The sequence below is a fragment of the Candidatus Effluviviaceae Genus I sp. genome, assembly GCA_016867725.1.
Classification (GTDB): domain Bacteria; phylum Joyebacterota; class Joyebacteria; order Joyebacterales; family Joyebacteraceae; genus VGIX01.
Genome location: VGIX01000010.1, coordinates 1 through 22,087, shown reverse-complemented (window position 1 = coordinate 22,087; position 22,087 = coordinate 1). Strand labels below are relative to the sequence as shown.

The window sequence follows — 22,087 nt, the reverse complement described above, 5'->3', positions numbered from 1 at the left end:
ACGTCGCGGCGATGCTATCAGAACCCCCGCGGCGAGTAAAGCCGGCCGCACTGCCAAGGAGCCGTCGCCCATCCGCGAGCTTCAGCGGTTCGTGAAGCTCCCGGGGATGATCTCGCTCGGGGGGGGCTACCCCAACCCCGACACGTTCGTGTTCGATCGGATCGACGTCCGGTTCGAGGATGGGACCGCCGCGGCGCTCGAGGGCGGCAACCCAACCGCGGCCTCGCAGTACGGGCCCTCCGACGCGCACACGGGCCTTGCGTGTCGAGCGCGGCGCGACGGTCAGCGCCACAGGGCTTTGATCCGCCCCCAGGACATCGGTTCCACCGCGGACGCGCAGTCCCCGCACCCGGCGCCGAGCGCGCCGACGCGCTCGCCCCAGGCGTTGTTGCCCGGCAGGCACGGCGAGTTCGCGCAGAGCGTGTAGTCGGCGGCGAGCATGCCGCAGAGGAGCGGGTCGGTGACGAGGTTGTCGGTCGCGTTCCCGCAGAGCGTGTTGCCCCCGGCGTTACCGAACACGACCGAGCGGGTCGTCACGGGGGACGCGCCGTTCTCGCACTTCATGGGGGGCCCGGCCGCGCTGAACGCGACGACGCACGCGCGGAAGGTCGGCGCGGGGCTGCCGACGCAGTAGAGGGTTCCTGGGGCTCCGGCCCCTCCGTTCCGGGCGAACGTGCAGTTCCTCACGACGACGGCCGATAAGAGGAAGGTGGCGCCGCTTCCGTACGTGGCCGTGTTCCCCGTGAAGACGCAGTTCCTGACCTTCGCCGAGGACGACGCGAAGAACGCGCCGGCGCCGGAGGTCGCCGAGTTCGCGACGAACCAGCAGCCGTCAATGAGCGGCGAGGCGCCGGTGCAGTTGATCCCGCCGCCCTGCGCGGCGTAGCCGCGCGTGATGGTGAACCCGCGGACGACCGCGGTCGTGTCCTCGCCGGAGCTGAACGTGAACCCGCGCGCCGCCGACTCACAGTCGATGGTCGTGGACTCGGGCCCAGCGGGCGCGATGAGCAGCACGCGCCGCCCGCCGAAGTTGAGCGAGCGGTTCCCGGCGCCTGAGTATGTCCCCGGAGCCACCGACACCGTGTCGCCGCCGAGCGCGGCGCTAAGTCCCTCCTGGATCGTCATGAAGTCGCCGCTTCCGTCGGCGGCGACGCGGTAGGTGTGACCCGGCGCCGGAGCTGCGGCCGCAGCAAGCGCGACAGCCATCAGAATGACGATGCGCGACATGGCGCGGACTCCTCAGATTATCTCATGCGAACATCTCAAGTGTAGCCGTGTCGGTTCCCCTGCGTCAAGCGAGCCCATGACCGCCCGCTGTCGTTGACGCTGCACGCGGACTCGGTTAACCTCGGCTTCCGTCCCATGAGGAAACGCGCCGGCCGGGGAGCACTCGAGTCGGCCTCGTCTCACACGCGAAGCACGGAGGGGGATGCCGTCGCCTCATGTCGTTCTCCCCGGTCCGCGCTCTGGTCCTCGCGCTCTGCGTCGCGGCCGCCGGATGCGGCGGCCCGCGGCATCTCCCATCGAATCCCGGATGGCTGCGCTACGCGTTTCGACCGGCGGCGCCCATGAGTTACACGCCGGTCGTCGTCTTCGCCACCGACTTCGACGGCGACGGTGTGGACGAGGAGCTGCGGTTCGTCCGCGGGCTCGACCACTCGAGCTACTGGGACATCGGCGCACCGGCCGAGCACGGGAGCTACAACCTCCACACGACCCGGCCGCGCGGGGCAGGCACCATCTGCGGCGTGACCGATCTCACAGGCGACGGCGTACCCGAGGTCGTGTGGTACGAGCAGCAGGTGGGTGTGCGCGCGGCGTCGGTCGTCGTGACCGAGGTCGTGCGCTGCGACAGCACCGCCGTGGTGCGCGATCTGGCGAGGATCGCCTTCGAGTACGACGAGCCCGTGTCGCCCAGGGGAGACTGGGTGACGGATGTCTTCCTGCTCGGGGCCTTCGACCTGGATGGGAACGGCACGCGGGAGGCCCTCGCGTGCGCGATGGTCACGGGAGCGGCGCGGTCGCCCCGAGGCGTCTGGCTCGTGAACTGGGAGACCGGCGAGATCCCGTGGCGTCGCCCAGCGGCCGGGACGCCCACGGGCGGCCGGGCCATCGCGGACGTAGACGGCGACGGGACGCCCGAGATCGTCACCGGTGTCGGAACGCACTCCAAACAAAGGCCGGAGCTCGTCCGGCTGTCGGTCTGGCGCGCCGCCGACGGCGAGCCGCTCGCTATCGAGGTCCCGCCGCTTCGCGCACGGCCCGAGGACGTCGCGGCCATCGCGCTCCACTTCGCGCGGACGATCGGGAGGGAGATGGGGCGCGGCCAGATGGGCGTCTCGCAGGCGGCGCTCGACGCGCTCGGGCTCGACCCGGAGAGGTTCCGGAGCTGACGCGGCGCTCCGAGCGCGCAGCACTCGCGCCCCGCTTGCCCAGTTGCCCACCCGGTGGTATAATGAAGCTGTGACCATCAACGCGACCCGGCGGCCCAGGCCGCCCTGGGAGGTTTGCATGATCCGCACCTTCAGGAGAGCTCCGGGCGCCGCAGTCCTGACCCTGGTCCTCGGGCTCGCCTTGGGCGCCGTGGAAGTGGCCCAGTCGGCAGACGCGACGCCGTCGCCTCACAGGCTCTGGGTGTTCCTCGCGGACAAGGGTCTGACCCGGGCCGATGAGGGCGTGGCCGTCGCACGGGCCGCGGCCACGCTTTCGCCCCGCGCGCTCGCGCGCCGCGCGAAGGTGGGCATGCCCGTCACCGTGCGGGACGTCCCCGTCGCGCCGGAACACGTCGGCGCGGTCGAGGCGACGGGCGCAAGGGTGGTCGTTCGGAGCCGCTGGCTGAACGCGGTCTCGGTGGAGGCCGACGCGTCGCAGGCGGCGGCGATCGCCGCGCTGCCGTTCGTGCGCGAGGTTCGGCCCGTGGCCCGCGCGAGGAAGGAGCTGCCGCAGCTCGTCCCGACGGCCCCGGCGACGCCCCGCGGCGGGCGGTCGCTCGACTACGGCCCGGCGCTCGGGCAGCTCGATCAGATCCAGGTGCCCGACCTTCACGACCAGGGGTTCGACGGGTCGGGCGTCCTCATCGCCATGTTCGACACGGGCTTCGACACCGACCACCAGGCGTACCGCCACCTCGACGTCGTCGCGGAGCGCGACTTCATCAACAACGACGCCGTCACGGCCGACCAACCCGGCGACCCGCCCGGTCAGGACTCGCACGGGACGGCGACGCTCTCGTGCGTCGGCGGGGCGTACGCGGGGCAGCTGTACGGCGGCTCGTACCGCGGGAGCTTCGCGCTCGCGAAGACCGAGCGCGTGGACACCGAGATCCAGGCGGAGGAGGACCACTGGGTCGCCGCCGCGGAGTGGGCCGACAGCCTCGGCGCGGACGTCATCTCGAGCTCGCTCGGCTACCTCGACTGGTACACGTACGAGGACATGGACGGGAACACCGCCGTGACGACGATCGCGGCCGACATGGCGGCGGCGCGCGGTGTCGTCGTCGTCAACTCGATGGGGAACGAGGGCGGGAGCGCGTGGCGCTACATGATCGCGCCGGCGGACGGCGACAGCGTCGTGGCGGTCGGCGCCGTGAACAGCGACGGCATCAGAGTGTCGTTCAGCTCGGTCGGGCCGACGTACGACGGGCGCATCAAGCCCGACGTGATGGCGCAAGGCCGGCACGTCTACGTCGCCACGACGAGCGACACCGCGTCGTACGCGACCGCGAGCGGCACCTCGTTCTCGTGTCCTCTCACCGCGGGCGCGGTCGGGCTGCTGCTCCAGGCGCATCCGCACTGGACGCCGTCCATGGTCATCGAGGCACTGCGCGAGACGGCCACGCAGAGCGCGAGCCCCGACACGCTCATGGGCTGGGGCATCGTGCAGGCGGCGGACGCGATGGTCCACCAGCCGTCGGGTGTGCCCGGGGACGAGGGTGGAGGGTCGCGGCGGCCGGTCGTTTCCGCATCGCGCAGCCCGTTCGACGCGGGCACGGCTTTGAGCTACTTCGTGCCCGGCGACGGCCGCGCGCGGGTCGCGGTGTACGACGTCGCCGGACGCCTCGTGCGCGTGCTCGCCGACGGGCGCCGCCCCGCGGGGTGGCACGCGGCGGCCTGGGACGGCGCGGACGCCGCGGGCGCCCCGGTCGCGAGCGGCGTGTACTTCGCCAGGGTCATCGCGGCGGGCCGAAGCGCGGTCGCGAAGCTGGTGGTGGTGAGGTAGGCGGGCCCTCCCCCGGTCCAGAGCTCCTTTCCCTGCAGAGAGCCGCCATTGCCGGTTCCCACGGCCCCTGCCGAGGAGCTCCCGCGCCACGGGGGCGTCTGCTCACGCGCCCCGCAGACCCCGCACGCATCACACCAAGGCTTGGCCAACCGCAATTCTTGACACTGAGCGGAACTTCTGGTATGCTTGCCATCAAGTCGTGTTGAGCATGTGGCCTTTGGAGAAATGCAAGCGGAGCGGGCAACCGAGGACAGGAGGAGGGCGTCATGAAGCGAGCGGCAGTGCTTCTCGTGCTCGTCGCACTCATGTTGTGCGCGAGCGTCTCTGCTGCCTTGGCCCAGGTTGATGTCACGGCCACGGGCGGCACGCCGTCGGCGAGCTACACGACGTTGAAGGGCGCGTTCGACGCCATCAACGCCGGCACGCACACCGGCGACATCACGATCGGCCTCAGCGGCAACACCACGGAGGGCACGACGCCGGCGACACTGAACAGCGCCGGCGCCGGCTCCGCCAGCTACACGTCGGTGCTCATCAGGCCGACGGCGGACGGTGTCTCGATCTCCGGCAATCCCGCGCAGGGGTTCGGCGTCATCCAGTTGAACGGCGTGGACAACGTCACGATCAACGGTGACAACCCGAACACGAGCGGGACGAACCGGGATCTCACGATCAACAACACGGCGGCGAGCACCGTGACGTACGGCTCGGTCGTCCGCATCGCCACGTCGGGCACGGCCCCGTACAGCACGAACGACAACATCGCGATCAGGAACTGCAACCTCAACGGCAACGTGACGGGCGGGAACAGCAGCTCCATCACGGGCACGACGACCAGCTCGAACGCGTCGTTCGGCGTCATTGTGGGCCCGAACGGCGGCGCGAGCGTCACGGCGGTCACGAGTGTCACGGGCGCAATGGCCTCCGGTGTCACCGTGAACGGCCTCGTCGTTGACAACAACGCGGTGAATCAGTGCGCCCGCGGCATCGTGTTCCTCGGGGCGAACTCCTCTTCCTCGACGGGCATCACGATCTACAGCAACGTCGTCGGGGCGGCCGGGACCCTGGCGGGCGATCCTCCCTACACGTCGCCCGCGACCACGGTGTACACGAAGGGCATCTACGTGACCGGCACGAACGCCGTGGCGATCGCAGGGAACACGGTGCGGAACATCCTGTCGTACGTCGCGACCACGATGAGCGCCATCGAGCTCACCACCGGCATCGGCTCCGGTACGATCATGCTCAACAACAACGTCGTCAACGGCGTGGTCAACAACGGAACCAGCAGCGGCGCGCGGGGCATAGACGCCTCGAGCGCATCGGGCACGGCGTTCGGCATCAACGGGAACACGGTCACCAACGTCCAGTGCATGGGCAGCGTGTCGATCATGGGCGTGAACGTGTCCACGAGCGTCACCGGCGGCCTGATCGAGAAGAACAAGGTGACCCAGGTCTACAGCCGCGGGACCGGTACCTACGGCTCCTATGGCATCAGCGTCGCCGGCGGCAGCAACCTGACGATCCAGAACAACTTCGTCAGCGACATCCATCACAACATGAGCGGCGGCGGAGCGTTCTCCACGAGCTTCGGCGTGTTCGGACTGAGGATCGCCGGCGGGACGGGCCACAAGGTCTATCACAACTCGGTGAACCTCTACGGTCCCCATCTGGGCACGGCCGCGTCGTCGCTGCTTTCGGCGGCGTTCGCGATCGGCGGCACCGGCCAGACGGGCCTTGACGTGCGGAACAACCTCTTCGTGAACACGATTCCGAGCGGCACGACGAGCGTCGCCCACGTCTCCATCTGGCTGCCGTCCGCGGGCACGAGCGCGATGAACCTGACGCTGAACAACAACGCGTACTTTAGCGGCACGGACGCGGCGCGACAGGGCATCGGGCAGGTCGGGACGACGGCCGGCACGGGGTTCTACCTTGCGTCCAACTTCGATCCCGGCGCCACGACGCCGGCGACCAACATGCGGGCGTACACGAGCACGCTGTCGGCCGCGGGCACGAACGACAACGCGTCGTTCGGAACCACGGCGGGGGCGCCCTTCACGACCCCGACGGACCTGCACATCGTCGCCGGGACGATGACCCTGCTCGAGTCCGGCGGCGCGGCCGGCACGGGCGTGGCCGTTGACATCGACAACGAGGCGCGGCCCGGTCCTCCTGGGTCGATCTACGGCGGTGGCACGGCGAACGACATCGGCGCGGACGAGTTCGATGGCACGCCGGTCTCCTCCAACGACATCGCCGCGACGGCGTTCGTGGATCCGACGAACGGCGGGGCGAAGGTCGTCGGCGTGGCCTTCGATCCGAAGGCGTCGTTCACGAACCTCGGCACGGCCACGCAGACGGACGTGCCGGTTCGCTACCGGATCGTCGGTCCTTCGCCGTCCACGGACGAGGTGTACAACGAGACGGCGTCGATCGCCTCGATCTCGAGCATGGGCACCGTGACGGTGACCTTCCCGAGCGCGACCCTGGCCGACGGCGGCGTCTATGCGATCTACGCGTCGTCGGAGCTGGTTGGTGACCAGGTGCCTGGGAACGACCAGATCGTCGGCTCGTGCAGAGGCATCGCGCCGCTGTCCGGCACGTACCTCGTCGGCGTCTCGGAGTTCAACCGCGCGACCGGGCTGGACCTGACCTTCGAGCGGCAGGTGACAACGGTCACGAGGGAGAGCCTGGAGCCGGTGGACGAGACGGAGAAGTCCGGCGCGGCGGCCGATCGGCTCGTGTGGAAGACGGTCACACACGAGGTCGAGCAGGTGAGCTGGACGCCGGTGACGGGCGGCCGCGCGTATGAAGGGTCGCTGTACGCCGAGCAGGCGAGGGGGACGCGCGGCGTCTACGCGACGATCACCGCGGCCGTGGCCGACCTCAACGCCGCCGGCGTGGCCGGGCCGGTGGAGTTCCTGCTGACCGACGCGACCTATCCGAGCGAGACGTTCCCGATCACGGTGAACGTGACCATGAACGTTCCGGACGCCACCAACACCGTGACGTTCAAGCCCTACACCGGCGTGACGGCGACGATCGCCGGGCCGAGCGCGGGCGGCTCGCTCTTCAGGGTCTTCAAGACGAACTACATCACGATCGACGGCTCGAACTCGGACGGCGGGACGACCCGCGACCTCACGCTCGAGAACACGAGCGCCACGAGCCCGATGGTCGTCTGGTTCGGCTCGAGCGGCACGACGCCGATCACGAACGTGGCGCTCAAGAACTGCGTCGTCCGGAACGGCGTCAACACGAACACGCCTGTCGTCATCAGCGACGGGACGACCGCGGGCAACGCCGGGTACTTCTCGAACATCGAGGTCCGGAACAACAGGATCGAGAAGGCGTACATCGGCGTCTACTGCAACGCCGCCGTGGCGGCGCTGAACGGCTCCGGCCTGACGATCGTCGGGAACGACCTCAACACCAGCGGCGCGAATGCCATCAGGTACGTCGGTCTGTACCTGCAGGGCGTTGACGGCGGCGTTGTCGCGGGCAACGACATCGGCAACTTCGAGACGGCAACGAGCGAGACCGACCGCGGGATCTGGCTTGCGACAAGCACGGTCAACACGATCGTGAACGCCAACCGGATCCACGACCTCCGCTACACCGGAACGTTGGGCTACGGAGCGAAGGGCATCGGCATCTCGACGGGGGCCGCCGCGGCCGGCGTGGTCGTCTCCAACAACATGATCTTCAACATCACCGGTGACGGCGACAGCTACACCACGTTCGGGTGCACCTACACCCCGGTTGGCATCTACGCGTGGGGCACCGGGCAGGGTGGCGTGGGCATCTACGCCAACTCGATCTACCTCTACGGCAACACGATCAACTACAGCGCCGCTGCCTACTCCGTCGGCATCGGACTCGACGACGGCAGCGCCGCGGATGTCACGGGCAACTGCGTCGTGAACAACCTCGGCCGGCTTGCCTTGACGGGGGCGGGCTCGGTGGCGCTGGCGCTCGAGATCGGCGCCTCGCAGCTGACCGGCGGCGACTACAACGACCTCTTCTGCAACGCGACGGGCGGCGGCCTGAACCTCGTCGGGAAGATTGCTGCGGCGAACTACGCCGACCTGCCCACCTGGCGGACGGCGTCGGGCCGGGACGCGAACAGCATCTCGGCCGACCCGCAGTACGTCGGCACCACCGACCTCCACATCAGGCAGGACCTCATCTCGCCGGTGGGCGATGCCGGGACGACCATCACCGGGATCGCGTACGACTTCGACGGCGACCCGCGCGGCGCCAACCCGGACATCGGTGCGGACGAGTTCACGATCTACTTCCTGGCGACCTCGGTCGTGGGGAACGGCAGCATCCAGGTTGTGCCGAGCCAGGCAGCCTACGCACCCGGCACGCCTGTGACGCTGACGGCGATTCCGGGCGGGGAGTGCTACGAGTTCGTCGGCTGGTCGGGTGATGCGGGCGGGAACACGAACCCGCTCCAGATCGTGATGGATGCGAACAAGGACATCACGGCGACGTTCGCGCTGAAGACCTTCACGATCGCGGCGTCGGCGGGCGAGGGCGGCACGATCGAGCCCGAGGGCGACGTGGTGGTGGACTGCGGTGGCGATGCCACGTTCACGATCACGCCTGACGTGTGCTACGACATCCTCGACGTGGTGGTGGACGGCGAGTCGGTGGGCGCGGTGGAGAGCTACCTGTTCGAGGACGTGGTGGCGAACCACACGATCCACGCGACGTTCGCGCTGAAGACCTTCACGATCGCGGCGTCGGCGGGCGAGGGCGGCACGATCGAGCCCGAGGGCGACGTGGTGGTGGACTGCGGTGGCGATGCCGCGTTCACGATCACGCCTGACGTGTGCTACGACATCCTCGACGTGGTGGTGGACGGCGAGTCGGTGGGCGCGGTGGAGAGCTACCTGTTCGAGGACGTGGTGGCGAACCACACGATCCACGCGACGTTCGCGCTGAAGACCTTCACGCTGACCACGGAAGTCGTGGGCAACGGCTCGCTGCTGATCGTCCCCGATCTCCCGACCTACGAGTGCGGCGCCGAGGTCGAGATCACGGCCATCCCGGATCCCAACTGGGAGTTCGACCATTGGGAGGGGGACGCGACCGGCACGGACAACCCGGTGATCGTGGTCATGGACGGCGACAAGACCGTCACGGGCGTGTTCATCGAGATCCCGTCCCCGGTCGAGGTCGCGTTCTACGCCACGATCGTCGAGGAGCAGGCGGTCGTCCTCCGCTGGGCGATCTCCGGCCACAGCGCGGGCTCCGGCCTCCTGATCTACCGCTCGCTGGCCGCTGAGGGTCCGTTCGAGTGCATCACGCCCGCTCCGCTGACGGACGTTACGGGCGGGACGTTCGTGGACCGCAACGCATGGCCTGGCGGGACGTTCTGGTACGAACTGAGGGTGGTGCTGCCGACCGGTGAGGAGATCGTGGCGGGCGGGCATCCGTCGGTGACGGTGCCCGGCGTGCTCGCGTTCGGGATCCGCTCGGTGGCGCCGAACCCGACGACGGCGGGGGCGAGCATCGCGTACTCGGTCCCGGTGGGCGCGCGCACTGCTCGCCTGTCGGTGTACGATGTCGCGGGCCGTGTCGTCCGGCATCTCACGCCGGAGGCTGACTCGCGCGGCGGGTACGCCACGGTGGAGTGGGACGGGCTCGACAACATGGGCGCGCGCCTGGTCTCCGGGGTGTACTTCGTGCGGCTCGAGGTTGACGGTGCGGTCGCGTCGCAGAAGCTGACGCTGCTGCGGTAACACGGAGTGACCCAGGGTCTGGGGCTCCGTTCCCTTCAGGCGGCCACCCTTCGGGGTGGCCGCCTGCCTTGCCGGGCATGGTCGTTGTTCCTGCGCCGCCCCGGCGGCAATGATGTTGCGTTCGGGCCCCGGAGTTGGTATTCGTTCTACCGACCCGGGGCCCTCGCGCGTCCGGCGGAACCGGCGCGCGGGGGCGCTTGTCGAGGCGGACGGACCCAGGCGCGAACGGAAGCGCGGGCGGAAGGAGCGAGGCGGGGATGAAGGTACCTCTTCTGGATCTCAAGCGGCAGTACGCGACCATCCGGCAGGAGATCGACGGCGCCATCCGGGAGGTCGTCGAGTCGCAGGTGTTCATCAAGGGGCCGAAGGTCGCGGAGCTCGAGGCCAAGGTCGCCGAGTACTGCGGGACGAAGCGGGCCGTCGGCGTGGCGTCGGGCACCGACGCGCTCCTGCTCTCGCTCATGGCGTACGGGATCGGGCGGGGCGACGAGGTCATCACGACCCCCTACACGTTCTTCGCGACGGCGGGGTCGGTCGCGCGGCTCGGCGCGGTCCCGGTCTTCGTGGACGTCGAGCGCGCCACCTACAACCTCGACCCGGCGCTCGTCGAGGCCGCCGTCACGCCCCGCACGAAGGCGATCATCCCGGTCCACCTGTACGGCCAGTGCGTGGACATGGACCCGCTCATGGAGATCGCCGCGAAGCACGGGCTCGTCGTCATCGAGGACGCGTGTCAGTCCATCGGATCCGAGTACAAGGGGAAGCGCGCGGGCGCGATCGGTCACGTCGGGTGCTTCAGCTTCTTCCCGAGCAAGAACCTCGGCGCGTACGGCGACGGCGGCATGGTGACGACGAACGACCCGGCGATCGCCGACAAGCTCGTGAGCCTGAGGGAGCACGGGCAGACGGAGAAGTACTTCTACTGGACGGTCGGCGCCAACAGCAGGTTGGACTCGCTGCAGGCGGCGATCCTCCTCGTGAAGCTGCGCCACCTCGACGCGTGGAGCGACGGCCGCTCGCGGAACGCGGAGCGCTACAACGCGCGCTTCGCCGGGACCGCCGTCGGGACGCCGCACCGCGAGCCGCACTGTCGCCACATCTACAACCAGTACATGGTCCGCGTCCGGGAGCGCGACGCCCTCGAGGCGCACCTCAAGGCCAACGGCATCGGCTGCGCGCTCTACTACCCGATGCCGCTGCACCTCCAGACCTGCTTCAAGGACCTCGGGTACAAGGAAGGCGACCTCCCCGAGTCCGAGGCGGCCGCGCGGGAGACGCTCTCCATCCCCGTGTTCACCGAACTCACGACGGAGGAGCTGGACTACGTGGCGGACACCGTTCTCGCGTTCCGCGGGCGCGCGTAGCGCGGGCGGCCGCGGGGGCCGCGACGCGCTCGAGGGGCGGCACGTTGACCTCTCCTCGCCGCGCGGCTACTACCTCGACCACTCCGCGTGCGTGAACGGCAGCGACCCGACCGACGCGCTCGGCCTGCCGATGCTCATCGGCGACGGCGGCGCGCGCGCGTACTCCCAGTCGCTGCTCGCGTGATTCGCGTTCGGCAACCTCGAGCTCTACCTGACCACGGGAAGCGAACGGCGTCGCCGCCTCTTCGAGGCGGCGGCCGCCGTGCTCATGCGGACCGCGGAGGAGGTGCCGGGAAGCTACATCGGGTGGCCGATGCCGACCGCGCCGCGCGCCCTCGCGGAGAAGCTCGGGAGCGGCTGGTTCTCGGGCGCGGCGCACGGCGAGTGCGTCTCGCTCCTCGTGCGCGCCGGGACGCTCTTCCGCGTCGAGGGCACGCTCGAGTGCGCGTCGCGCGCGATGGGCGGGTTCCACCTCACGGTCGAGGACGGCGGGATGCTCCGCGAGGTCGGGACGCCGGGTCAGGAGGGCGGGCTCGAGTCGCTCGCGTTCATCGAGGAGTACCCCATGCTCGATCGCGCGTCGCTCGTGCTCTCCGGCCACGTCCACGCGATGTGGGGCATCTACGACCACTGGAAGGCCACCGGCGACCACGCCTCCGAGGTGCTCTTCGACCGCTGCCTCCGCGGCCTCCGGTTCCTGCTCGACCGGTACGATCTGGGCTACTGGACGCGGTGCGATCTCGACGCCTCGTGGCGCGGCGTACGGCCCGCCAACCCGGCGCGCCAGCGGCTCCACGCGGCGCAGATGATGACGCTCCACCGCATGACCGGCGACGAGCAGCTCCTCGACGCCGCGCGCCGCTGGGAGTCGTACGCCGCCCGCTGGTCGTGCCGGGCGCGCGCCCGCCTGAACCGTGTGCGGTTCGCGCTGAGGAACCGCGGCGCGGAGGTCATCTAGCCGTCCGTCGGCCCCGTGACGGTAGGCGCCCGCCGCTCGCGAGCACCCTGCCGCCTGTCGCTGCGCCGGGAGCCCGGCGCCAGTCGCGCGATTGCCTCCGCTTCCCGCCGATGCTATCTTAGAGTGTCCCGCACGGTACCCGCCAGCGGTCGCGGTGAGTGCCGGCGCTGTCAACCAAGGAGGCGGGCATGGCCACGAAGCACGTGTACTTCTTCGGCGGGGGCGAGGCCGAGGGGCGAGGCGACATGAAGAGCCTCCTCGGCGGCAAGGGTGCGAACCTCGCCGAGATGACCAACATCGGGATCCCCGTGCCCGCCGGGTTCACCATCTCGACCGAGGTCTGCACGCACTACTACGAGCGGGGGAAGGAGTTTCCCGAGGGGCTTCGGGAGGAGGTGGGGGCGGCCATCCACAAGGTCGAGGCGGTGATGGGGGCGACGTTCGGCGACGCCGCGAACCCGCTCCTCTTCTCGGTCCGCTCGGGCGCGCGCGCCTCGATGCCGGGCATGATGGACACCGTGCTCAACATCGGCCTCAACGACGCGACGGCCGCGGGCCTCATCGCGAAGACCGGCGACGACCGCTTCGTGTACGACAGCTACCGCCGCCTCATCGAGATGTACGCGGACGTCGTGATGGGCCTCGACATCAAGGAGTTCCACGCGCTCCTCGACGCCAAGAAGAAGGAGAAGGGGGTCTGGCACGACGTGGACCTCGCGGCCGCCGACCTCAAGGCCCTCGCGGCCGACTACAAGAGGAAGGTCCGCGAGATCTCCGGGCGCGACTTCCCCGACGACCCGCACGAGCAGCTCTGGGGCGCCGTCCGCGCCGTGTTCGAGTCGTGGAACGTGCCCCGCGCGGTGAGCTACCGGCGGTTGTACGACATCCCCGACGACTGGGGCACCGCCGTCAACGTGCAGGCGATGGTCTTCGGGAACATGGGCGAGGGCTGCGCGACCGGCGTCGCCTTCACGCGCGACCCGGCCACCGGCGAGCGCGTGTTCTACGGCGAGTACCTCGAGAACGCGCAGGGCGAGGACGTCGTCTCCGGCGTGCGGACGCCGCACCCGATCAACCTCGCGCAGAAGAAGCCCGGCGACGAGCCCTCCCTCGAGGAGACGATGCCGGAGATCTACCACGAGCTCGAGGCCATCCGCGAGCGGCTCGAGCGCCACTACACCGACACGCAGGACATCGAGTTCACCGTCCAGCGCGGCAGGCTCTGGATGCTCCAGACGCGGACCGGGAAGCGGACCGCCCAGGCGGCGGTGCGCATCGCCGTCGAGATGGAGCAGGAGGGCCTCATCGACCGCAAGACGGCCGTGCTGCGCGTGGACCCCGAGCAGCTCGAGCAGCTGCTGCACAAGCGGCTCGATCCCGCCGCGAAGTACGAGGCGCTCACGAAGGGGCTCCCGGCGTCGCCCGGCGCTGCGGTCGGGCGCGTCGTGTTCACGGCACAGGACGCCGTGCGGTGGGCCGAGGCGGAGGCCGCGGCGGACCCGAAGGAGCAGGAAGACCACCGGACGATCCTCGTGCGTGAGGAGACGTCGCCCGAGGACATCGACGGCATGAACGCGGCGCAGGGGTTCCTCACGGCGCGCGGAGGCATGACCTCGCACGCCGCCGTCGTCGCGCGCGGCATGGGCAAGTGCTGCATCGCCGGCGCGAGCGACGTGAAGATCGACTACGCCTCGCGGACATTCTCCGTCGGGAAGACGGTCGTGAAGGAAGGCGACTGGGTCACGCTGAACGGGTCCACCGGCGAGGTCGTGGTGGGGAAGGTGCCGACCGTCGAACCCGAGATGTCGGGTCACTTCGCGACGCTCATGGGGTGGGCCGACGAGTTCCGTCAGCTCGCCGTCCGCACGAACGCCGATACGCCCGCCGACGCCGCGCTCGCGAGGCAGCTCGGGGCCGAGGGCATCGGCCTGTGCCGCACCGAGCACATGTTCTTCGGCAAGGAGCGCGTCAAGCACATCCGCGCGATGATCATGGCGGCGAACGAGACCGAGCGCCGCGAGTCGCTCGCGAAGCTCCTGCCGTTCCAGCGCAAGGACTTCGAGGGCATCCTCGAGGCGATGCAGGGTCTCACCGTCACCATCAGGCTCCTCGACCCGCCCCTCCACGAGTTCGTGCCGCACACCGACCGGGAGATCGAGGACCTCGCGCGCGAGCTGGGGCGCGACCCGGCGGCGCTCAAGGCGAAGGCGGCGAGCCTGCGCGAGGCCAACCCGATGCTCGGGCACCGCGGGTGCCGCCTGGGCGTGACCTACCCCGAGATCTACGAGATGCAGGTCCGGGCGATCTACGAGGCCGCGTGCGCGCTCGCCAATCGCGGCGTGGACGTGAGGCCGGAGGTCATGATCCCGCTCGTCGGCGAGCCCAAGGAGCTCTCCATCCTGCGCGAGCTCGCCGAGAGGGTGGGGAACGAGATCACCGACCGCGAGGGCGTCGAGCTGCCCGTCGTCGTCGGCACGATGATCGAGGTCCCGCGCGCCGCGCTCGTCGCGGACGAGATCGCCGAGCACGCCGAGTTCTTCTCGTTCGGCACGAACGACCTCACGCAGATGACCTACGGGTACAGCCGCGACGACACCCGGATGTTCATGAAGGACTATCTGAAGAAGGGCATCCTGAGGAAGGACCCGTTCCAGTCGCTCGACCGCCGCGGCGTGGGATCGCTCATCAAGACGGCGGTGGACAAGGGGCGGCTCGTGAACGCCGACCTCCACGTGGGGATCTGCGGCGAGCACGGAGGCGACCCGGCCTCGATCCAGTTCTGCCACCACTCGGGGCTGGACTACGTGAGCTGCTCGCCGTACCGCGTGCCGGTCGCAAGGCTGGCCGCGGCCCACGCGGTGCTCAAGGCGAGGATGAAGGCGAGCCTGTAGGCCGCGACCCGGCGGGCGCGCGCGCCGCGCGCCGCCGCCCCAGCGCCCGGCGCGTGGGCCTTGTCGCTTGACCGCGCCGGGAGCGCGGGCATAGACTCGCTCCACTGCCCGAAGCCGCTTCTCCCGAGGATCCCGCCACGGGGCGGGCGATCGGACGGTGCCGCTGTGAAGAAGGTGACGTTCTCGATCTTCCTTGCGCTCTTCGCGCTGCTCACCGTCATCGGGCTCCGCGAGATGCAGTTCAGCGAGACGGAGAGCAACGGCTCCATCATCTGCATCTCCTGCATCGGCGTCGGGTGACGCCGGCCGGCGGGTGACGGGAGGCACGGTGTTCAAGGGTGCTCGCCACCACGGTGTCCGTCGGGCCATTCAGTCGGCGTTCCTCCTCATCACGAACTCGTACTACGCCGCCATCCCCGCGGCATCGTTCTACCAGGGGCCGCTCAAGGGCGCGTGCGTCCCCGCGCTCCACTGCTACGCCTGCCCGCTCGCGTGGGGCTCCTGTCCGATCGGGTCGCTCCAGCACTTCGTCATCGTGCGGCAGTTCCCGTTCTACGTGCTGGGGATTGTCGGGATCGTCGGCGTGTTCCTCGGCCGCTTCGCCTGCGGGTGGTTCTGCCCCTTCGGCTGGTTCCAGGAGCTCGTCCACAAGATCAGGCTTCCGAAGTTCTCGGCGCCGGACTGGGTGCGGCACCTCAAGTTCGTGTGGCTCGGCGCCGTCGTGCTGGGCGTGGCGTGGTGGCTGCAGGAGCCGTGGTTCTGCAAGCTGTGCCCTGCGGGGACGCTGGGCGCAGGGCTCCCGTGGCTCGCGTGGGCGGCCCGCGGCTCGGCCTACGCCGAGGGCATGGACTTCCTGCAGTGGATGTTCCCGTTCAAGGTCGCGCTTCTCGCCGGCCTCGTCGCGCTCATGGCCATGATGAAGCGGCCGTTCTGCCGCTTCGTGTGCCCGCTCGGCGCGCTGTTCGGGCTCACGAACAAGGTGAGCCTCGTGCGCCTGAACGTGGACCGCGGGACCTGCACCGACTGCGGGGCCTGCGCGCGCGTCTGCCCCATGGACCTCACGCCGCAGCGGGACGTCGGAAGCGTGGACTGCATCAGGTGCTACGCGTGCACGGGGTGCGACTCCATCACGGTGGGCACCGTGTTCGGGGAGGAGAGGTCACTGGGAGAGAGGGCATGACGGAAGGCACCGCGGAGATCACGCAGGAGCTCGTCGACCGGCTCGCCGACGCGTCGAGCCTCGCGGTGTTCACGGGCTCGGGCATCTCCGCGGAGAGCGGGATTCCCACGTACCGCGGCAACATCGCGCTGTGGGCCGGGTTCCGGGCGGAGGACCTCTCGTCGGTGGAGGCCTTCGAGCGGGACCCCGAGCAGGTGTGGCAGTGGTACGAGGCGCGGCGCCGGCAGATCGCCGAGGCCAGGCCGAACCCCGGACACGCGGCGATCGCGACGCTCGAACGGGCGCTTGGGCGCTTCCGCCTCGTCACGCAGAACATCGACGGGCTGCATCAGCGCGCCGGCAGCGTCGATCCCATCGAGCTGCACGGGAGCATCTGGCGGGCGCGCTGCACGAGGGAACGCATCATCGTGGACCTCAGCGAGTGCCCGCTTGCGAGTCTGCCGCCGGTCTGCGGGCACTGCGGCGCCATCCTGAGGCCCGACGTCGTCTGGTTCGGCGAGCCGCTCCCGCACGGGCCGTTCGAGGCGGCGCAGGACGCCGCCGCGTTCTGCGGCGCGATGCTCGTCGTCGGCACGTCCGCGCAGGTCATGCCCGCGGCCTCGCTCCCGCTGGTCGCCAAGCAGAACGGCGCGTTCGTCGTCGAGGTCAACACGGAGCCCACGGCGATCTCCGCGCTTGTGGACGCGACGATCGTCGGTCCAGCGGGCGGCGTCCTCCCCGAGCTCGCAGACAGGGTGGTCGAGCGCGCGGCGTCCGGAGGAGCCCCGCGGTAGGAGAGACCGCCCTCACCAGCGCGGGCAAGCCCCCAGGGCGCCCACCTTGACGCGCTCAGGCACGCCTGCTATGTTCGCGGTATCGGGGGATCACCCATGCGCAAACGGCTCCTTCTTGTGACGGCGCTCGGCCTTCTCCTGCCCTGGGCGGCGGCTGCCAAGACCTACAACAGCCCGTACGTCAACGGCCACGTCACCGTCGCGCCCAACGACTGGGACGCCGACGAACGGGCCGTCGCCGACCCGGCGAACGACTGCCGCTACTACCCGTCCGACGGCGACCTCGTGGACCTGTACGTCACGTGGGACGCCGACAGCCTCTACGTCGGCATCACGACGACGAACGGACCGGGCAGCTTCGGCAACGGCTATCTCCTCTTCATTGATACGGACGCCCAGAACGGCATCACCGGGGCGACCGACTTCACGAGCGCGAACTTCTATCCACGGAAGGTCCGGTTCCCCACGATGGGCGCGGACGTCGTGATGGGAGGGTGGAACCTCCCCGTCACCTTCGACGTCCGTCGGTGCACCAACCCCGCGCAGACGACGCCGCTTCCCGAGGCCTACACGCAGTGCAACCCGGGCTGGCGTCACGTCGAGGCGCGGTTCTCCTGGAACGGGCTCTTCGGGCTGGGGCCGGGCGTCGTGCCGGCGGGTACGACGCTCCGGTTCATCGCGGCGGTCGTGGGCGGCGACGGCTCGGGCGCGTACGACGCGATGCCGACCTCGAGCACGGGCGTCGAGTCCAACCCGGCGACCCCCTGGAACGCGTACACGGACCTCGACCGGTATCACGAGGTCGTGGTCGACGGGAACGGCGACGGCGCACCGGACCAGGGCTACCCGCCCGGCGGCTCCATCTCCGGCACGGTGACGCTCGACGACCCCGGCGACACGCAGACGGTCGCGACCGTGACCGCGTGGCTCGGCTCCACGGCCGTGAAGAGCGCGCAGACCCCGGCCGGCGGCGGGGCGTACAGCATCCAGCTTCTGCAGGACGGCGCGTACACCGTGAGGGCGACGGCGGTCTCGTACCTGCCGCAGGCCGTGCCCGTTCAGATCGTCGGCGAGAACGACGTCACCGGCGTGGCCTTCCTCCTCGAGCGCGTCGACGGCAAGATCCGCGGCAGCGTCGCGCTCACGGGCGGCCCGCCCGTGAACGTCACGGTCACGGCGTACGACGCCGCGACGGGCGCGGTGGGCGGCGACGGCCCGCAGGTCGTCGCCGGCGGGACGGGCAGCTTCGAGATCGTGACCGTCGTGGACGGCACGTACCGCGTGGAGGCGAGGGCGCTCGGCTACGTCGAGCAGGTCGCGCTCGCCGAGGTCGTGAACGAGAACACCGTGGACGTCGGGACCCTCACGCTCCCGGCGGTCGTCGGCACGCGGTACGCGTTCACGGACGCGGCCGGCCACCCCGTGCTCGGCGTCAACACGACCGTGAGCATGCCGGCCGACAGCCTGTTCTACTTCGCGCGGGCGTGGCTCGAGCCGAGGGACGACGGAGGCCGCATCGCGGTGTGGGACGCCGGCGCGCAGACGGCGGTCCAGCTCGCGGCGACCGCGCTCGACCCCGCCTACCCGCCGGCCGGACAGGTGGTCTTTGCGGGCGCCGACAGCGTGCCGCTGCCGCAGTCCGTCGTCACGGCGGACATGTTCGACACGGGACGCGCGCCGGTGCTCATCGCCGGCACGGCCATCGAGGTCGTGCGCGTCTACGCCTCGTCCGGGCCGCTCGACGGCCTGCTCGAGGTCGGGATCCGCGCGGCCGCTCCCTCGCGGCTCGCGCTGACCTCGGACGCGAGCGTGATCGAGGCCGGAACCGGACGCGCCCGCATCACCGGCCAGCTTCTCGACGCGAGCGGGAATCCCGCGCGCGTCGCCGGCGTGGGGGCCGACATGAGCGCGGGCGGCGTCGGCGGGAGCTTCAGCGTCCCGACGCCGCAGACGGACGCGAACGGCTGGTTCGAACTCGACTTCTACGGGACGGTCGCCGGGACGGCCACGGTCACGGCGGTGGTGGACCCCGGCTCGGGGTTGGGCGGGCTCGCGGTGGACACGGTGCCCATCGTCATCGAGCCGGGACCGGCCGTCGCCGCTGATCTGTCCGCGTCACCGGCGTCCCTCCGGGCGGGCGGCGCCGCGACGGTCCGCGCGCGCGTCCGCGACGCGTGGGGCAACACGGTGCCGGTCGCCGGCATCTCGGTGGCACTCACCGCGTCGCCGGCGTCGCTCGTGACGTCGCTCGACTCGCCGATCGTCACCGACGACACCGGCGTTGCGAGCGGTGAGCTCACCGCCGCGGCGGCCTACGGGCTCATCGAGCTCTCGGGAAGCGCGGGCGCGCTGACCGTCGAGCCCATCTACATCGCCGTGGACGCGACCATCGTCGCGGTGGACGAGACCGCCCCCGAGTCTGACCCAGCGCACAACAGCGACCCCGGAGTTGACCTCACCGTGATGCGTGCGGTGGTGCGCGCGGTCGCCAGGAACGACACGCTCGTCGTGACGCTCGACTTCGCATCCAACTGGGACGGCGTCCATCTCGCGCTCCTCATGGAGACCGCCGGCGACGCGGCGGGAGGCTCGACCGACCCGTTCGAGTTCCCGGTCAACTACGGCCACTCGCAGAGGCCCGACTACGCCTTCACGTACAAGTACGCGGCCCAGGACTACGCCGATCTCAGGCGGTTCCAGGGCGGGCAGTGGCAGCACTACGACTTCGTGAACCGCGAGTGGCGGATCGGCTGGGCCGAGGGCGTGAACGCGGTCCAGCACGGCGGTGTCGTGAGGACCGACACCGAGGTCCGCTTCCGCGTGCCGCTCGTGGTCATCTCGCCGGTGCCGGCCGACACGCTCGGCCCGGGCGACACGGTGCTGCTTCAGGCGTACCTGATGCAGGAGACCGACGGCCAGAAGCGCACCGCCCTCGACTCGACGCCGCACGACGCGACCCACGACATGCTGCCGGCCTCCGGCAACTGGTGGGACAACGCGACGACCCCCGTCACGCTCTCGCAGTACGCCGGGTACGAGATCCCCGCGCAGGGTTCCGCGCCGACGCTCTCGAACGGCGCGGCGAGTCCGTCCGTCGCCCAGCCGGGCGACGTCGTGACCTACACGGTCCGCGTGACCGACGCCGGCGGCGGCATCGGGGACGTGTTCCTCGATCTCACCGAGCTCGGCGGCTCGCGGTTCACGCGCATGCGCGACGACGGCGCGGGGGCCGACCAGGCGGCGGGCGACGGCGTGTTCACGGCGGCGGCGATGCTGCCCGCGGCGGTGTCGGACGGCGCGCACGCCGCCGTGGTGACGGCGAATGACGCGGCGAACGTGTGGGCGTCGCGGCTTGCCATCGCCGTCACGGTGGACAACCCCGCGACGGCGCTCCGGTCGTTCACCGACGACGAGGGCGACGATCACGGTCCGTCGCAGACGAGCGACGGCACGCCGACGGGGACGCCGGTCCCGGGTCTCTACTACCGCTACCCGACGAACCAGGTCTTCCTCCCCGGCTCCTTCGACATCACGGGGCTCGAGATCTTCCGAGACGGCGACTGGCTCGTGTTCCGCACGCGCGTGAGAGACCTCGTCTATCATCTCGACCCCGGCGCGGCCAACTGGGGCGCGCCGCAACCGACGCCGCAGACGTGCGACGACCCGCACCGCACGGACCTCAACCTCCAGAAGATCGACATCTACATCGACGCGCAGGAGGGCAAGGGGGCGACGAGCGGGTTCCCGAACCGCTTCGTGGACGTCGCGGCGGTGGACGCGTGGGACTACGGCATCGCGGTCGAGGGGTGGGGGAAGTGGTTCGTCATCTCGAACGACGCGAACTCGCAGGCGAGCTGGACGCTGCGCAAGTCCGACGGCGACATCCGGATGTGCAACAACCACGTCGAGAACTGGATTGACGTGCGGGTTCGCGCCGCGCTCTTCGGGGGCGACCTCGAGACCATCGAGAACTGGGACCTGATCGTGTGCCTCTCGTCGCACGACGGCAACACCGACGACACGAACCTCGGCGGCGTCCGCTGGGTGAACCAGAACGTGCAGGAGTGGCAGTTCGGCGGCGGGCGCGACAACGAGAGCGGACGGGAGCGCGACGCGAACGTGATCGACGTGGCGACCTCCCCCGGCGCGAACCACGAGGCCGGCCGCACGCAGCAGGAGATGCTGGACTACACGACGGCGGACGCGCGGGCCAGGTTTGCCGGCGACAAGGTCGCCGTCGTGCTCGAAGCGAGCTTCGCCGAGGACCTCTCGCCGCCGACCATCGCGCCGTTGCCCGACGATCCCGAGGTCGAGCACACGCCGTGGCTCGCGCTCGACGCGGCGCCGGCCGTGGTCTGGACGACCATCACGGACTTCTCCGGCCTGGATCGCGCGGCGTTCTACTGGCGCACGCTCGGCGACACGACGCGCCGGGTTGTCGAGATGGTGAACCTCGTCGGCGACGTCTGGGCGGCCGACATCGCGCGCGAGGAGATCGTCGCGGCGACGAACGTCGTCCGGCTCAACAAGACCGGGGACGCGCGCGTGATCGTGGGCAGGTTCTACGCCCGCGACGCGTCGCGGAACCAGAACGAGATCTGGGCCGGGCCCTACACCATCGCGGTGCCTGAGCCGTGGGCGGGCACGCAGACGGTGGCTGCCGTGGACGGGCTCGTCACCGGGGACGCGCCGCTCATGCTCGTGTTCCAGGACGGCACGGTCGTGACGCTCGAGGAGAGCGACCTCCCCGCGGTGGATTGCGTGATGGACCTCGTGCTCTCGACGGTCACGGGGGCCGTGGACACCGACATCCGCGACGACATGGAGTACGTCGGCGTGGCGCGCGACCTGAGCCTGGCGTGCGGCGGAGGGACGATCGACATCGTCGGCAGCGTGCGGCTCACGCTCCACTACCCCGAGTACGCCGCGGGCACGCTCGACCAGCGC

General features: G+C 70.3%; 10 protein-coding genes. 9 read left to right on the top strand and 1 reads right to left on the bottom strand.

The window, feature by feature from the left end:
- Positions 1-282: 282 nt before the first annotated feature.
- Positions 283-1,227, bottom strand: a complete 945-nt coding sequence (locus tag FJY74_04075) for a right-handed parallel beta-helix repeat-containing protein (GenBank protein MBM3307483.1) — start codon at positions 1,225-1,227, stop codon at positions 283-285.
- Between the two features lie 341 nt (positions 1,228-1,568).
- Between FJY74_04075 and FJY74_04070 the strand changes: the two genes are divergently transcribed.
- From FJY74_04070 to FJY74_04030, 9 genes are all read left to right on the top strand, one after another.
- Complete coding sequence (locus FJY74_04070; protein ID MBM3307482.1) at positions 1,569-2,393, top strand: hypothetical protein; 825 nt, start codon at positions 1,569-1,571, stop codon at positions 2,391-2,393.
- Between the two features lie 118 nt (positions 2,394-2,511).
- Entirely contained in the window at positions 2,512-4,218 is a 1,707-nt protein-coding gene (locus FJY74_04065) for a S8 family serine peptidase (GenBank protein MBM3307481.1), read from the top strand.
- A gap of 266 nt (positions 4,219-4,484) precedes the next feature.
- On the top strand, positions 4,485-9,974 hold the full coding sequence (locus FJY74_04060; protein MBM3307480.1) for a T9SS type A sorting domain-containing protein: 5,490 nt from the start codon (positions 4,485-4,487) through the stop codon (positions 9,972-9,974).
- A gap of 257 nt (positions 9,975-10,231) precedes the next feature.
- Positions 10,232-11,338 carry a DegT/DnrJ/EryC1/StrS family aminotransferase gene (locus FJY74_04055; GenBank protein ID MBM3307479.1) on the top strand — a complete coding sequence of 369 codons (1,107 nt, stop codon included), beginning with the start codon at positions 10,232-10,234 and terminating at the stop codon, positions 11,336-11,338.
- A 262-nt stretch (positions 11,339-11,600) separates the two neighbouring features.
- The gene (locus FJY74_04050; protein MBM3307478.1) at positions 11,601-12,296 is read left to right on the top strand and encodes a hypothetical protein; all 696 of its coding nucleotides are present in this window, start codon (positions 11,601-11,603) and stop codon (positions 12,294-12,296) included.
- Between the two features lie 188 nt (positions 12,297-12,484).
- Positions 12,485-15,187, top strand: a complete 2,703-nt coding sequence (locus FJY74_04045) for a pyruvate, phosphate dikinase (protein ID MBM3307477.1) — start codon at positions 12,485-12,487, stop codon at positions 15,185-15,187.
- 328 nt (positions 15,188-15,515) lie between these two features.
- A complete protein-coding gene (locus FJY74_04040; GenBank protein ID MBM3307476.1) occupies positions 15,516-16,367 on the top strand; it encodes a 4Fe-4S binding protein in 852 nt (283 codons plus the stop codon).
- A complete protein-coding gene (locus FJY74_04035; GenBank protein ID MBM3307475.1) occupies positions 16,364-17,140 on the top strand; it encodes an NAD-dependent deacylase in 777 nt (258 codons plus the stop codon). The genes FJY74_04040 and FJY74_04035 overlap by 4 nt, the downstream gene beginning before the upstream one ends.
- A gap of 96 nt (positions 17,141-17,236) precedes the next feature.
- On the top strand, positions 17,237-22,087 hold a 4,851-nt coding region (locus FJY74_04030; GenBank protein MBM3307474.1), incomplete at its 3' end, for a hypothetical protein.

Excerpts from the sequence above, each read along its gene's own strand:
- FJY74_04075 (MBM3307483.1), bottom strand. The coding sequence starts at position 1,227 with ATGTCGCGCATCGTCATTCTGATGGCTGTCGCGCTTGCTGCGGCCGCA.
- FJY74_04070 (MBM3307482.1), top strand. The coding sequence starts at position 1,569 with ATGAGTTACACGCCGGTCGTCGTCTTCGCCACCGACTTCGACGGCGAC.
- FJY74_04065 (MBM3307481.1), top strand. The coding sequence starts at position 2,512 with ATGATCCGCACCTTCAGGAGAGCTCCGGGCGCCGCAGTCCTGACCCTG.
- FJY74_04060 (MBM3307480.1), top strand. The coding sequence starts at position 4,485 with ATGAAGCGAGCGGCAGTGCTTCTCGTGCTCGTCGCACTCATGTTGTGC.
- FJY74_04055 (MBM3307479.1), top strand. The coding sequence starts at position 10,232 with ATGAAGGTACCTCTTCTGGATCTCAAGCGGCAGTACGCGACCATCCGG.
- FJY74_04045 (MBM3307477.1), top strand. The coding sequence starts at position 12,485 with ATGGCCACGAAGCACGTGTACTTCTTCGGCGGGGGCGAGGCCGAGGGG.
- FJY74_04035 (MBM3307475.1), top strand. The coding sequence starts at position 16,364 with ATGACGGAAGGCACCGCGGAGATCACGCAGGAGCTCGTCGACCGGCTC.